We start from the raw sequence: 13476 nt of genomic DNA, 5'->3' as shown, positions 1-13476 counted from the left end.
CTTCGATGTTCCCGAATTCCGCTACGGCCTGTCGATTCGAATGACGCGAATCGCCGATTCAAATCATTGCAATTGCCGGGCTGGGAGGGTGCGCCTAGAGTGCTTTTAGATCAGGCGATGACAGTCGCGTAGTCGCAGCGCGACGCTCGGCGCAATTCGAAGACTAATCGCTCACTCGCCGGCTGAAGCCGTGAGTTGCGTGATGAGCGCCCTCGTCGCAGGCGTGATCGACGCGCCGCGCTTCGTGCCGATGCACAGTTGCCGCTTCGCCCACGGTTCGTCCAGCGCCACGATCGCCAAGGCGGCGAGTTCTTCCTTCGGCAACATGCTCTCCGGCTGGATCGTCACCCCGAGCCCCGCCTTGACGAGACTGCGCGCCGCTTCGATTGTCGTCACCGTGTACTTCAGGCGCAGGTCCCGGCCAAGCGCGGCGGCCGCCTGCCGCAATTGCGTCATCATCGACGTGGTGGGCGAGATGCCGATCAGGTCTTCGTCGAGCAGATCGGGCGCGGTCACGCTGGCGCGTTCGGCGAGCGGATGTTTGCGCGGCACGATTGCGGCTAGCCGGTCCGTGCGGTATTCGACGATATCGAGCCCTTCGCGGCCAACGTCGTTAGTCGCATAGAACATCGCGAGATCGGCCTTGCCCGACAGCACCGCGCCGACGACGTTGATGTTGGCATCCTCGTGCAGATCGATCTCCACGAGCGGAAAGTCGCGCCGGAAGTCGGCAATCTCCCGCGCCAGAAAATGAACGATGATCGTGCTCGTCGAACTGATGCCGACCTGCCCGCGCACCCCCTCGGTAAATTCGGCGATCTCGCGACGCATGACATCGAAATTGGCGAACATCAGACGCACGTGACGCGCGAGCACTTCGCCCGCGGCGGTCGGCGTCATGCCGCCCGGCATGCGCTCGAACAACGCAATGCCCGCGACTTCCTCGAGGTCCTGGATGCGCCGTGTTGCAGCGGGAGGCGTGATGTTCTCGCGCTGAGCGGCGCGCCGCATCTGCTGTTCCTCGACGACCGAGAGAAACAGGCGCAGCGTGAACAAGTCGACGCGTCGCGTCAGTGTGTGGATGCTGAGTCCGGTCATGGCGGCTCTCCAATGGCTCAGAGCCTATGCCCGCCCTATCCGGTCGTCAATCGGCATGGAACCGGACACGCTCAGATCGCATGCTGCTCACGGAGCGCGCCGATCTGCGCTTCGCTCATGCCGAGCCAGTCGCGCAAGACGTCACGGTTGTGCTCGCCGAGCAGCGGCGGCACGTTGCTTTCCGGCTCGGGCACGTCGGACATCTTGATCGGGTTGCCTGCGACGTGAATGTTGCCCCACACGGGATCGTCGAGTTGCATCAGCATGTTGCGCGCGGCAACGTGCGGGCAGTCAAAGAGATCGGCTACGTCGTTGACCGTCGAGCATGGCACGCCGCCCGCACGAAGCAAGCCCAGCGCTTCATCGCGGTCCTTGCCGTCGAGCCATGCGTCGATATGCGCATTCAGCGCGGTCATGTGCTGCCGCCGGGATGTGCCGCTTTCGAAGCGCGCATCGCCGACGAGTTCAGGCCGGTTGATGACTTCGCAGAAGCGCTTCCAGATGTGCTCGCCAATCACCGCGATGACGATATAACCGTCCGCGACACGGTATGCGCCGAACGGTGCGGTGACCGCGTGCACACCCGGCGGTGCGACCTGTTTCGTCGCCGAATACATGGTGACCGAAATTTCGTTGAGCACGAGCGATGCATCGACCATCGAGATATCGACCTTCTTGCCACGGCCGCTGCGTACCCGATGAATCAGTGCCAGCATGATGCCGTGCAGTGCGAGATTGCCGCATTGAATGTCCGCGAGCGAAAAGCCGAGATAGACAGGACGGTCGCCGCTGCGTTCAGGACGATACATGAGGCCGCTCATCGCCTGTCCGACGATATCGAAAGCCGGCAAGTCGCCGTACGGACTGGGCTGGATGTCGCCATGACCGAAGCCGGAGATGGCGGCGTAAATCAGCCGCGGATTGATGCGACTGAGTTCCGCATAGCCGAGGCCGAGGCGATCCATCACGTTCGGCCGCAGGTTTTCCAGCACCACGTCCGCCTCGGCCGCGAGCGACTTGAAAACGCGCTTACCTTCAGGATGCTTGAGATCGAGCGTGACGCTCTTCTTGTTGCGGTTTGCGCGCAGGAACGACAAGCTGCTCGGCAGTCCGTCGATGCCGGGCTTCGTCGGGCTGGTGCTACGTGCAAAGTCTCCGCCGCCGGGCACTTCGATCTTGACGACTTCGGCGCCGGCATCGGCAAGCCACATCGAGGCGAACGGCGCGGCGATGAAGTTTTCCACGGTCAGGACACGAATGCCCGACAGCGGACGATCGGCTCCTGTCCCTTGCGTGACGCGCTCGGGTTGAACGGCGGCTTCCATGTCTTTCTCCTTCACTTGTCTGTTCTCTGCGATGTGCCTCGAATGCTACTCACGGCAATCTGCTGCGACTATTGACGGTTTGTGAAAGGGGCGTTGCAAACAAACGAACGCATTCATCAGTCGGCCATTCACGAAACATCAAATACATGTTCGAGAAACGGCAATCGCTTTGGACAGGACGCGCCTCTAGGATTTGACTTGTTAATCCATCGAAGGCGCAAAGCAATGAGCAATCTGGAAGGAAAGGTGGCCATCGTCACAGGTGGCACGGGCGGCATCGGGAAGGGCGTCGCGTTGCAGCTCGCGGCGGGCAAAGCCACTGTGGTGATCAGCGGGCGGAGCGCTGCAAAAGCGGAGGCGGTCCTCGCCGAACTGCGACAGACCGGTGCCACCGTCGATTTCATCGCAGGCGATGTGCGATCCAAAGAGGATATGACGGCACTGGCCGAAGAGACCGCGCGCAGATACGGCGGCATCGACATCGTCGTGGCGAACGCGGGCGGCAACGACGAGGAGGCACGCTCACCGCAAGTGCGTGGCCCGTTCGCCGAAATCGATCTGGCGCGCGTGGCGGCCGTTGTTGCCGAGAACACGAGCGCGAAGCTCTTTCCAGTTCAGGCGGCACTGCCCTTCATGCGCCCGCGCGGGGGGGGCAGCGTCATCTTCCTGACCTCTGAAGGCGGCCGCGTGCCGACGCCGGGGCAAACCGCCGTGTCGACGTTCGCGGGCGGACTGATCCGCGCAAGCAAGGTGATTGCCAGAGAACTTGCCCGCGACCGGATACGCGTCAACTGCGTTTGCGTCACGGTCGTGCGCGACAGTCCATCCTGGGAAGCCGTGTTCGGCGAGCAGAGCAAGGTATCCGCGCATCACCGCAAACAGTACGAGAAGATCGTCGCCGGCTGTCCGCTCGGCGTCGCGGCGCCGACGGATATCGGCCGCGTGGTGGCGTTTCTCGCTTCCGACGAATCGGCTTATCTCACGGGCGCAACGCTCAGTCCGACCGGCGGATTAACGGTTCACTGAAGCGCATTCAAATCCGGAGATGACAATGCGCGGCGCGCGTAACAGCGCCGCGCGACGTGCGGCCGCCTCAAACCCGCGACGCCTCCGCCCATTCGCCCCGCGTCACCGTATGCCCCACCACCAGCCCGAGATCGTAAGCCCGTTCGAGCGCTCGCCCGATGTCCTCGACGGAGCAGATCCGAATCTCCGCGCCCGCCTCGTCGAACGATTCGATACCCAGCTCATCCCGCGCAATCTCCATTAGCGGTTCCCAATAGGCCTCGGTTTTATTGCTGTAGATCATGATTCGCACTCCATTTACTTGCGTTTCGTCGAAAACAAGCTTAATAGGACTGCGGCGCGTTCGATGCGACGTATCGACGCGAATCGAGCGTCGTATCTAAAAATTCAACGTTTCAGAAACCGAATCAATTCGCCCGCGCGTTTAAAATCTCGCGCGCGTTCATTCGAGCAGCGAATCACGGACGGGTTGCCTATGATTAGCTCAGGCCTTGTCCAAGTCCTCGTGCGGGTCATCGTCTGGCACTTTCTGGGAATCGACCTCAAACCATCAAGGGACACACAATTCACATGAAAGCTCCTCAGCGTCTGGCACGAATCGACTTGATGGCGCCGCTTTCCGGCGTGATGGTGCCGATCGAAACCGTGCCCGATCCGGTCTTCGCGCAAAAAATGGTCGGCGACGGCGTATCGATCGATCCGACCTCCACCGAACTGCTTTCCCCGCTCGCCGGCAAGATCACACAGTTGCATCGCGCGGCGCACGCCGTGACGGTGACGGGCGAAAGCGGCCTTCAGGTGCTCATCCACATCGGCCTCGACACGGTGATGCTGCGCGGCGAAGGCTTCACGCCGCTCGTCAAGGAAGGCGACATCGTCACCACAGGCCAGCCGCTGATCCGCTTCGATCCAGTCATCGTCGGCGCGCGGGCCGTGAGCCTGCTCACGCAAATGGTCATCGCCAATGGCGAACTCGTCACCCGCTACCTGCCCGCGACCGGCCTCGTCACGGCGGGCCAGGACGTCGCGCTGTCGGTCGAGTTCGTCGGCGGCGCGCCCGAGGAAGCGGGCGCCGCGGCGTCCGGCGCGATCCGGTCCGACGACATCGCCCTGCCGAATCCGCAAGGCCTGCACGCGCGGCCCGCCGCGGTCGTCGCGGCGGAAGCGAAGAAGTACAAGTCCGATATCCGCATCGTGCGCGGCAGCGACATCGCGAACGCGAAATCGGTCGTCGCGTTGATGGCGCTCGCGACGAAGTTCGGCGACACGCTGCGCGTCGAAGCCGCCGGCCCCGACGCGGCCGAGGCCGCCGCCGTGCTTGCCCGCCTGCTCGCGTCGGGTTCCGGCGAAAAACCGGGCGACGCGCCAGCCGCCGCCGTGGCCGCACCGGAAACGGTCATCGCGAAACGCGCCGCGCCCACCGACGCGAACGCGTTCACGGGCGTGTCGGCATCGCCGGGACTGGCGGTCGGCAAGATCGTGCAGTTCCGCCAGGAAGTCATCGACGTGGCCGAAGCGGGCGAATCGCCGCAACGCGAGCGCGCGCGGCTCGACGCGGTACGGCACGAGGCGCGCCAGCAGATCGAGGCGCTCAAGGCGAAGCTCACCGATCCGTCGAAAGCGCAGATTCTCGATGCGCATCTCGAACTGCTCGACGACCCCGATCTGAACGATGCGGCCATCGCCGGCATCGGCGACGGCAAGAGCGCGGGCTTCGCGTGGCGCGCCGCGTTCGAGGCGCAGGCGGCCAACCTGGAGCGGCTCGACAACGCGCTCTTGCGCGAGCGCGCGGGCGATATCCGCGATGTGGGCCGCCGCGTGCTTGCGCTGATCGCGGGCGTGAAGCAGGCCCATATCGACGTGCCCGCCGACTCGATCCTGGTCGCCGAAGAACTGTCGCCTTCGGACACCGCCTCGCTCGACCGCAGCAAGGTGCTCGGCTTTTGCACGACGACCGGCGGCGCGACGAGCCATGTGGCGATTCTCGCGCGCTCGCTCGGCATTCCGGCGATCTGCGGCATCGACGAAGACGCGCTGAATCTGTCGGATGGCACGCTCGTCGTGCTCGACGGCTCGACCGGCAGCCTGCGCCGCAATCCGGGCGCGGACGAACTCGCGAAGGCCCGCGAACGCATCGAGCGGCAGGCGAAAAAGCGCGAGGAAGAGAAAGTCGCGGCGAGCAAGACGGCCGTCACGGCGGACGGTCATCGCGTCGAAGTGGCCGCGAATATCCGCAACGCCGAGGAAGCGCGCGACGCGGTCGCGGCGGGCGCGGAAGGCGTGGGGCTGCTGCGTTCCGAGTTCCTCTTCGACAATCGCGATACCGCGCCGTCCGAGGACGAGCAGGCCGCCGAATACTGCGCGGTCGCGGAAGCGCTCGGGCGCGAACGTCCGCTCGTCGTGCGCACGCTCGATGTCGGCGGCGACAAACCGCTCTCGTATCTGCCGCTGCCGAAGGAAGACAACCCGTTCCTCGGCCTGCGCGGCGTGCGCGTGAGCCTCGACCGGCCGGACATGTTCCGGGTGCAGTTGCGCGCGATCCTGCGGGCGGCGTCCATCGGCGATCTGCACATCATGTTTCCGATGGTCGCATCGATCGAGGAAGTCCGCGCGGCCAGAAAGATTCTTCAGGAGGAAGCCGGCGACCGCATGGCGAGCGTGAAAGTCGGCGTGATGATCGAAGTGCCGTCGGCGGCGCTGATCGCCGAGCCGCTCGCGCGCGAAGTCGATTTCTTCTCCATCGGCACCAACGATCTGACGCAGTACGCGCTCGCGATGGACCGCGGGCATCCGAAGCTCGCGAAACAGGCCGATGGCCTGCATCCCGCCGTGCTGCGCCTGATCGGCATGACCGTCGATGGCGCGCACAAGCACGGCAAATGGGTCGGCGTGTGCGGCGGCATCGCGTCGGACGCGATGGCGGTGCCCGTGCTCGTCGGCCTCGGCGTCGACGAATTGTCGGTCAGCGTGCCGGCCGTCGGCTCGATCAAGGCGCAGCTCGCGCGCCTCACGATGGACGAAGCCCGCACGCTCGCGGCACGCGCGATCACGCTGGGCACGGCCGCCGAAGTGCGCGCCCTGCTCGCGCCCTACGCGGAATAAGCGAACTCACAGGAGACCATCAACATGTTCAAGAACGCCTTCGGCGTCGTCCAGAAGGTCGGCAAGTCGCTGATGCTGCCGGTCGCGGTCCTGCCCGTCGCCGGTTTGCTGCTCGGCCTCGGCGCGACCGATTTCCACGGCTACGTGCCCGTCATCATCCTCGACTTGATGAAGAACGCGGGCGACGTGATCTTCGGCAATCTGCCGCTCATTTTCGCGATCGGCGTGGCGCTCGGCTTCACCGAAAACGACGGCGTGTCGGGCATCGCCGCGACCATCGGCTATCTCGTGATGACCGCGACGCTCGGCGTGATCGCCAAGGCGCAAGGCGTCGAGCCCTCGATGATCATGGGCATTCCGTCGATCCAGACCGGCGTGTTCGGCGGCATTCTCGCGGGCGGGCTCGCCGCGTGGATGTTCAACCGCTACTACAAGATCGCGCTGCCGCCCTATCTCGGCTTTTTCGCGGGCAAACGTTTCGTGCCGATCGTGACGGCGATCGGCTCGATCGTGCTCGGCGCGATTCTCTCGGTCGTGTGGCCGCCGATCGGCGGTGCGATCAATTCGTTCTCGCACTGGGCGGCGGTTTCGGACCCGCGCACGGCGGCGACCGTCTACGGTTTCGTCGAACGTCTGCTGATTCCGTTCGGCCTGCACCATATCTGGAACGTGCCGTTCTTCTTCGAAGCCGGCAGCTTCCTCGATCCGACGACCGGCAAGGTCGTTCACGGCGACATCAACCGCTTCTTCGCGGGCGATCCCACCGCGGGCATTCTGTCGGGCGCGTTCCTCTTCAAGATGTTCGGCCTGCCCGCCGCCGCCATCGCGATCTGGCATTGCGCGAAGCCGGAAAAGAAAGTCGCGGTCGGCGGCATGATGGTGTCGGCGGCGCTGACGTCGTTTCTCACGGGCATCACCGAGCCGATCGAGTTCGCGTTCCTGTTCGTCGCGCCCGTGCTGTACTTCATTCATGCGTGTCTCGCGGCGTCGGCGCAGTTCGTCGCCAATACGCTGAACATGCACATGGGGTTCACGTTCTCGCAAGGCGCGATCGACTTCCTGATGTTCAACCTGATCGGCAACAAGGCGACACATGCGTGGTATGTCTTCATCCTCGGGCCGATCTATGCGGGCATCTACTATTGCGTGTTCCGCTTCGTGATCAGCCGCTTCGATCTGAAGACGCCCGGTCGCGAGGACGATACGGTTGCGAGCGCCGCCGTGTCGTCAAGCGGTGAAGGCGGCCGGTCGCGCGATCTCGTGCTCGCGTTCGGCGGACGCTCGAACATTACGAGTCTCGATGCGTGCATCACGCGGCTGCGCATCTCGGTGAAAAATCCGGCGCTCGTCGACGACGCCCGGCTGAAGTCGCTCGGCGCGGCGGGTGTCCTGCGCGTCGGCAACGGCGTGCAGGCGATTTTCGGGCCGCTGTCGGAAAACATGAAAACCGACATGCAGGAGTATCTGAAGACCGCGGGCAGCGACGCGGATCTGCCGGCGGCGGGTGCCGCGGCCGTGACGGCGGACACGGTGCCGGCCGCAGCGACGTCAGCGCCCACGCAAGACGGCGCGCAACAGAAGGCGCGCGCCGAGAAGATTCGCGCGGCGCTGGGCGGCGCGGCCAATATCGTGAAGCTCGAACCGCTCGCGGCGACGCGGCTGCGCGTCGCGCTCGGCGATGCATCGCGTGTCGATGCCGCCGCGCTCAAAGCCGCCGGCGTACCCGCGACGCAATCGCTTGGCAATGGCGAGATGGATCTGATCGTCGGACTGGAAGCGGAAAATCTGGCGGGCGCGATGAATTGACGATGAGCGGACGATAACCGAGTCAAGCGATCGAGTCGCCCGCGCGTTGCTTCTCGATCGCGTAAAAGACAAAGCATCCCGCCACCACGCCCCAGAACGCCGCGCCGATACCGAGCAGCGTCACGTCGCTCAGGGTGACGACGAACACGATCATCGCGCTCAAAGGCAGCGCCGAACGAAACGCGGCGACGAAGGATTTTTCGAGCACGCCCGTCATCGCGAGTCCCGCGAGGATCGCGATATAGGTGCCGGGCAGGCTCGTCAGCAAGAACACGTATGCCGTGGCGAAGAGGCCGATCGCCACGCATAGCACGCCCGCGATCAATGCGCCGATGTAATGACGCCCGTGCGTGCCGCCCGACACGAGAATCGCGTTGCTCGGCCCCGCCAGCACCGAAGGACAGCCGCCGAACGGCGCGGTAATGGCCGTCAGCACGCCGCTCGTGATCGTCACGAGCCGCAGCGACGTGCGATAGCCCGATGCCCGCGTCACCGCAATGCCCTGCGCGTTCTGCACGAACAGCACGGTGATGAGCATCGGCAGCAGCAATTGCGATATCGCGTGGAGGTCGAAGCTCGGCGTGACGAGCGCGGGCGTCGCGATCCATGCGCCGCCGGTATGGCTCGGCAACTGGAAGCCTGTCGCGAAGAGCATGGCCGCGCCCGCGAGCATCGCGCCGATCAGCGGCGGAAGCGGCGCGGCATTGCGGCGCTCCAGCCACATCAGACCGAAAAACGCCAGCAGCATGGCCACGCCGATGAGCGGCGCGGCCACGGTCGAATGCACGACGGCCAGCACGTACTTGATGAAAAGCCCGGCGATCATCGCCATCACGATGGGCATCGGCACCCATCGGTCGAGCAGCGCGACGAGGTTCGTCACGCCGAGCACGAGCAACACGGCGGCGCAGACGAGATACGTGCCGACCGCCGCGCCGAAGCCGAATTGCGCAATCACGGGCGCGGCGAGAATCGCACCTGGAATCGTCCAGAGAAAAAGCAAGGGCTGGCGCGTCTTCCAGCTGATCGCAATGCTCGCCAGCCCATTGATGCCGATGGACGCAAAGAGCCACGACGACGTTTGCGCGAAGCTCAAGCCGCCTTCGCGCGACGCGGCGATGATGATCGCGACCGGCCCCGTCGCGGAGAAGCTCATGCTCGCGAACGCGAGCGAGAAGTACAAAAGCCACGACCGGGCGATGCCGGTCCTGGATGCGTCGCCAACGGACATGTATAGCGCTCGGAGAGAGCGATCCCGCGCCGCGTTCGATGCGGGATCGCAAGAGGTTCAGACGCCCGGCGTCAATGCGTGGCCGCCGCCTCGGCATGCACGGGCGCACGCCAGAGCAGCCCGATGATCACGCCGAGCACGCAAAGCGCGCCAATGTACCACGCAGGCGCCATCGTGATGCCCTGCCGCCCTACGAGGAACGATGCAATCGCCGGCGCGGTGCCGCCGAAAATCGCATACGCCGTGTTGTACGACAGCGCGAAACCGGTAAAGCGCACTTCCGGCGGGAAGCTCTTCACGATGATGTACGGCCCGAGCGTGATGGTCCCGATGAGAAAGCCGCCGGCGATATAGAGCGCCCACACCGACGTGCTACCCGACGCGAGGCCGATATAGAACGCGCCCGTGACGAGCAGCATCGCCGCGCTGCCGATCGCATACGCGCGGCCGCCGCCGATCTTGTCCGCGGCCCATCCCGCGAACGTGCTGCCGAGAATCAGACCGAAGATCGACCACGAGTTGTTGGTGAAGACGTCCTTTGCCGCGAAGTGGAATTGCGACTGCAGGAATGTCGGCGTGTAGAGAAAGTACAGCACGAAGATGCCCGAGAAGACCCACGTCGCGAGCAGCGAGACGATCACCGCGCCGCGATGCTCCTTCAGCACGACCGCGAGCGGCAGCCGCGCATCCGCTTCACGCTTGGCGCGCAGCGCTTCGAACACGGGCGTTTCCTGCAGGTAGCGGCGCAGATAGACCGAGATCAGACCGAATGCACCACCCGCGATGAACGGCAGGCGCCAGCCCCAGCTTTTCAGATCCGCCGGGTCCATGTTGCCGATCAGGAATTTCGCCGACAGCGCGCCGAGCAGAATGCCCGTGCACAGGCCCGACATCAGGAGACCGCAGGCAAGCCCGATGCGATCGCGCTTCACATGCTCCGAGCAGAAGATCCACGCGCCCGGCACTTCCCCGCCGACGGACAGCCCCTGCAAAACGCGGCACAAGAGAAAGAGCAGCGGCGCGACCATGCCGAGCGTCGCGTAACTCGGCAGCAGACCGATGAGCAGCGTCGGCGCGGCCATCAGAAACAGGCTCAGCGCGAACATTTTCTTGCGGCCGATGCGGTCGCCGAAGTGCGCGAAAAAGATGCCGCCGATCGGGCGCACGAGATAGCCCGCCGCGAAAATGCAGAACACTTCGAGCTGCGCGAGCCATTCGGGCGTTTGCGGCGGAAAGAAGACCGTGGCAAGCAGCTTCGTGAAGAACACCGCGACGATGAAGTCGTAGTACTCCAGCGCACCGCCCAGCGACGCGAGCATCAGCGTCTTGATATCGTTGCGGGACATCGACCGCCCTTGCATGGCGATGTCGTCCGTCTGTACGGGGGTAGAACTCATGTTTGGCTCCAAACTCTGATGAGGTGACGTTTAACGCATCCGCCAATTAATCAGCATGCTGATTATTCGGGCGTTCCAATCCGGCAAACGCACGAGCAGATCCGCTCTGATAGCTGCGCGACGCATCGTTCTGTTGACTTCGATCATTGACAACTTGCGCTTGCGCCATCAGCATTCGTCAGTACGCTGATGGATGATTTGTATCCGGAAAAAATTGGAAGCGCAACTCTGATTGCACCTACGATCTTTACGGCGTATCGCGCGCTTGCGCATGCACGCGTGCGGCACCGTTTGGACAAACACGGCGCACGAACGCTACACTCCCAAGTGACAGAACTTCTTCGAAAAAGGTTAAGGATGGGCACCGTTGCCGAGAAAAAAGCAGCCGTTTCCGACGACGGCATCGAAACCGGACATCTGTGGCAGCGCCCCGGATTTCTGATCCGGCGTCTCAATCAGATCCATATCGCGCTCTTCTTCGAGTGCTGCAAGGACTTCGCGATCACGCCGGTGCAATACGGCTTGCTGACGACGCTTTCCGAACGTCCGGGGCTCGACCAGACATCGCTGTGCGCGGAAGTCGGCGTCGACCGCACGACCATGGCGGACGTGCTGCGGCGTCTCGAAGAGCGCGGCCTCGTCAAGCGCGAGCCCAGCCCGCACGACGGGCGGCTCAAGATCGCGAACATCACCGCGAAAGGACGCCGCGTGATGAAAGACATGTACGGCAGCATGCGCGAAGCCCAGGTGAAGTTCCTGGCCCCGCTGAGTTCTGAAGATCGCGTTCATTTCGTGCGCATGATGATGCAACTGGTCGAAGGGAATAATCAGTACGGACGCACTTCACTCAAGCATTTCGATTGACTGTTGCGTGGGCTATTGCGCGCTATTGCGTAATGTCGCGGCGGTACGTCTCCGGCACAAAGAGCGCGCCGACCGCGAACGACACCACGGCAATCGCAATCGGATACCACAGCCCGAAGTAGACGTTGCCGGCCGCGACCGCCATCGCGGACACGACGAACGGCAGCATGCCGCCGAACCAGCCCGAGCCGAGATGGAACGGCAACGAAAGCGACGTATAGCGGATGCGTGCCGGGAACAGCTCGACCATGAACGCGGCCATCGGTCCATAAACCATCGCGAGATAAAGCAGCAAGAGCCACATCAGCAGGACGACCATCGGGGCGTCGATCTTGGCGGGGTCGGCGTGCGCGGACCAGCCCGACGCGACGAGCGCTTTCTCGAGTTCGTGCCTGTCGGCGCCTTGCACCACGAGCGGGCCGATTTGCGTCGATGCGCCCTCGCCCGCCCTTTGCGGCGCGCGATCATACGAGACGCCCGATGCGCTCAGAAACGAGCGTATGCGGTCGCACTCGGTCACGGGCGCGGAAAACAGCGTGAAGCGGCAATCGTTCGCGCGCACCGTACCGGGCGCGCTTTTCTGGAACGCTTCCAGCTGAGGATTCGCGTAGTGTGTAAGCGCGTGAAAGATCGGCTGCGTGGTCGCGGCGAGCAGGAGACACGCGAGCATCATGATCCACTTTCGTCCGATGCGATCTGATAGCCAACCGAACACGAGATAAAACGGGAACACCGCGATCAACGCGATCGCCAGAAAAAGATTGACCGTATTCGGCGCGACCTTCAGCGTGTTCTGCAGGAAATACATCGAGTAGAAATGCCCGGTGCCGAACACGACGCCAACGCCCGATGCCGTGCTGAACAGCATGATGAGCACGTACTTCAGATTCGCCCACTTGCCGAAGCTCTCCCCGATCGGCGACGTCGACAACCTGCCCGCCTGCTTCATGTCGCGAAACGTCGGCGATTCGGCGAGCTTCGTGCGCAGATAGACCGAGATCGCCAGCAGCACGATCGACACGAGGAACGGCATGCGCCAGCCCCAGCTCTGGAACGCGGCTTCGTCCATCGCGGCGCGGCTGATGCTAACCACCGCGATCGATGCGAGCAGCCCGAGCGTCGCCGTGGTCTGAAGCGAGCTCGTATAAAAACCGCGCCGGTCGGCGGGCGAATGTTCCGCGAGATACGTTGCCGCGCCGCCCGTCTCGCCGCCGAGCGCGAAGCCCTGCAAAAGGCGCAGCGCGACGAGCAGCACGGGCGCCATCATGCCGATCTTCTCGAACGAAGGCAGCAAGCCCACGCCGACGGTCGCGACGCCCATCAGCACGATGGTCGCCATGAACGTGTACTTGCGGCCGATGCGGTCGCCGAGCCGTCCGAAGAAAAGCGCGCCGAGCGGGCGCACGAGAAAGCCCGCGCCGAACGTGGCGAGGCTCGCGAGAAACGCGACCGTATCGTTGCCGCTCGGAAAGAACAACGTGCTGAACGTGCCCGCGAGCGCCGCATAGATATAGAAGTCATACCATTCGAGCAGCGCGCCGAACGACGACGCGAAGATCAGCGTGAACTCATGCCGCGTGACTGCGCGGTGCGAGCGCTCCGAAAGAGACGTGGCCATGTCGATTCC

General features: G+C 64.0%; 10 protein-coding genes. 4 read left to right on the top strand and 6 right to left on the bottom strand.

Annotation, left to right across the window (positions count from 1 at the left end):
• Positions 1-171 precede the first annotated feature (171 nt).
• Positions 172-1098, bottom strand: coding sequence for a LysR family transcriptional regulator (locus tag LY284_RS31445; RefSeq protein WP_233390174.1), 927 nt, complete (start codon positions 1096-1098; stop codon positions 172-174).
• Between the two features lie 71 nt (positions 1099-1169).
• Complete coding sequence (locus tag LY284_RS31440; RefSeq protein ID WP_233390173.1) at positions 1170-2423, bottom strand: CaiB/BaiF CoA-transferase family protein; 1254 nt, start codon at positions 2421-2423, stop codon at positions 1170-1172.
• Positions 2424-2504: 81 nt separating this feature from the next.
• Here LY284_RS31440 and LY284_RS31435 point away from each other — a divergent pair, with 81 nt between their 5' ends.
• Positions 2505-3449 carry an SDR family oxidoreductase gene (locus LY284_RS31435; protein ID WP_233390171.1) on the top strand — a complete coding sequence of 315 codons (945 nt, stop codon included), beginning with the start codon at positions 2505-2507 and terminating at the stop codon, positions 3447-3449.
• 67 nt (positions 3450-3516) lie between these two features.
• Here the strand turns inward: LY284_RS31435 and LY284_RS31430 are convergent, their stop codons facing one another.
• Positions 3517-3732, bottom strand: a complete 216-nt coding sequence (locus LY284_RS31430) for a hypothetical protein (RefSeq protein WP_233390169.1) — start codon at positions 3730-3732, stop codon at positions 3517-3519.
• Positions 3733-4019: 287 nt separating this feature from the next.
• Between LY284_RS31430 and ptsP the strand changes: the two genes are divergently transcribed.
• Positions 4020-6551, top strand: a complete 2532-nt coding sequence (gene ptsP, locus LY284_RS31425; RefSeq protein ID WP_233390167.1) for a phosphoenolpyruvate--protein phosphotransferase — start codon at positions 4020-4022, stop codon at positions 6549-6551.
• A gap of 24 nt (positions 6552-6575) precedes the next feature.
• On the top strand, positions 6576-8357 hold the full coding sequence (gene ptsG / locus LY284_RS31420; protein WP_233390165.1) for a PTS glucose transporter subunit IIBC: 1782 nt from the start codon (positions 6576-6578) through the stop codon (positions 8355-8357).
• A gap of 22 nt (positions 8358-8379) precedes the next feature.
• On the opposite strand, the gene LY284_RS31415 is transcribed toward ptsG, so the two are convergent.
• Positions 8380-9588 carry a benzoate/H(+) symporter BenE family transporter gene (locus LY284_RS31415; RefSeq protein WP_233390163.1) on the bottom strand — a complete coding sequence of 403 codons (1209 nt, stop codon included), beginning with the start codon at positions 9586-9588 and terminating at the stop codon, positions 8380-8382.
• A gap of 71 nt (positions 9589-9659) precedes the next feature.
• Positions 9660-10985: an MFS transporter gene (locus tag LY284_RS31410; RefSeq protein WP_233390161.1), complete on the bottom strand. Its 1326-nt coding sequence runs from the start codon at positions 10983-10985 to the stop codon at positions 9660-9662.
• A gap of 357 nt (positions 10986-11342) precedes the next feature.
• On the opposite strand from LY284_RS31410, the gene LY284_RS31405 reads away from it, so the two are divergent.
• Complete coding sequence (locus tag LY284_RS31405) at positions 11343-11849, top strand: MarR family winged helix-turn-helix transcriptional regulator (protein WP_200826401.1); 507 nt, start codon at positions 11343-11345, stop codon at positions 11847-11849.
• 22 nt (positions 11850-11871) lie between these two features.
• Here LY284_RS31405 and LY284_RS31400 read toward each other — a convergent pair whose 3' ends face one another.
• Positions 11872-13467, bottom strand: a complete 1596-nt coding sequence (locus LY284_RS31400) for an MFS transporter (RefSeq protein WP_233390157.1) — start codon at positions 13465-13467, stop codon at positions 11872-11874.
• Positions 13468-13476: the final 9 nt, after the last annotated feature.

It is taken from the genome of Caballeronia sp. PC1 (genome assembly GCF_021353155.1).
Taxonomy (GTDB): Bacteria; Pseudomonadota; Gammaproteobacteria; order Burkholderiales; family Burkholderiaceae; genus Caballeronia; species Caballeronia cordobensis.
Note: the sequence above shows the minus strand (reverse complement) of the source record. Positions and strands in the feature narration are given on the sequence as shown.

Coding starts and splice junctions, on each gene's coding strand:
- LY284_RS31445 (WP_233390174.1), bottom strand. CDS start 1,098: ATGACCGGACTCAGCATCCACACACTGACGCGACGCGTCGACTTGTTC.
- LY284_RS31440 (WP_233390173.1), bottom strand. CDS start 2,423: ATGGAAGCCGCCGTTCAACCCGAGCGCGTCACGCAAGGGACAGGAGCC.
- LY284_RS31430 (WP_233390169.1), bottom strand. CDS start 3,732: ATGATCTACAGCAATAAAACCGAGGCCTATTGGGAACCGCTAATGGAG.
- ptsP (WP_233390167.1), top strand. CDS start 4,020: ATGAAAGCTCCTCAGCGTCTGGCACGAATCGACTTGATGGCGCCGCTT.
- ptsG (WP_233390165.1), top strand. CDS start 6,576: ATGTTCAAGAACGCCTTCGGCGTCGTCCAGAAGGTCGGCAAGTCGCTG.
- LY284_RS31415 (WP_233390163.1), bottom strand. CDS start 9,588: ATGTCCGTTGGCGACGCATCCAGGACCGGCATCGCCCGGTCGTGGCTT.
- LY284_RS31410 (WP_233390161.1), bottom strand. CDS start 10,985: ATGAGTTCTACCCCCGTACAGACGGACGACATCGCCATGCAAGGGCGG.
- LY284_RS31405 (WP_200826401.1), top strand. CDS start 11,343: ATGGGCACCGTTGCCGAGAAAAAAGCAGCCGTTTCCGACGACGGCATC.
- LY284_RS31400 (WP_233390157.1), bottom strand. CDS start 13,467: ATGGCCACGTCTCTTTCGGAGCGCTCGCACCGCGCAGTCACGCGGCAT.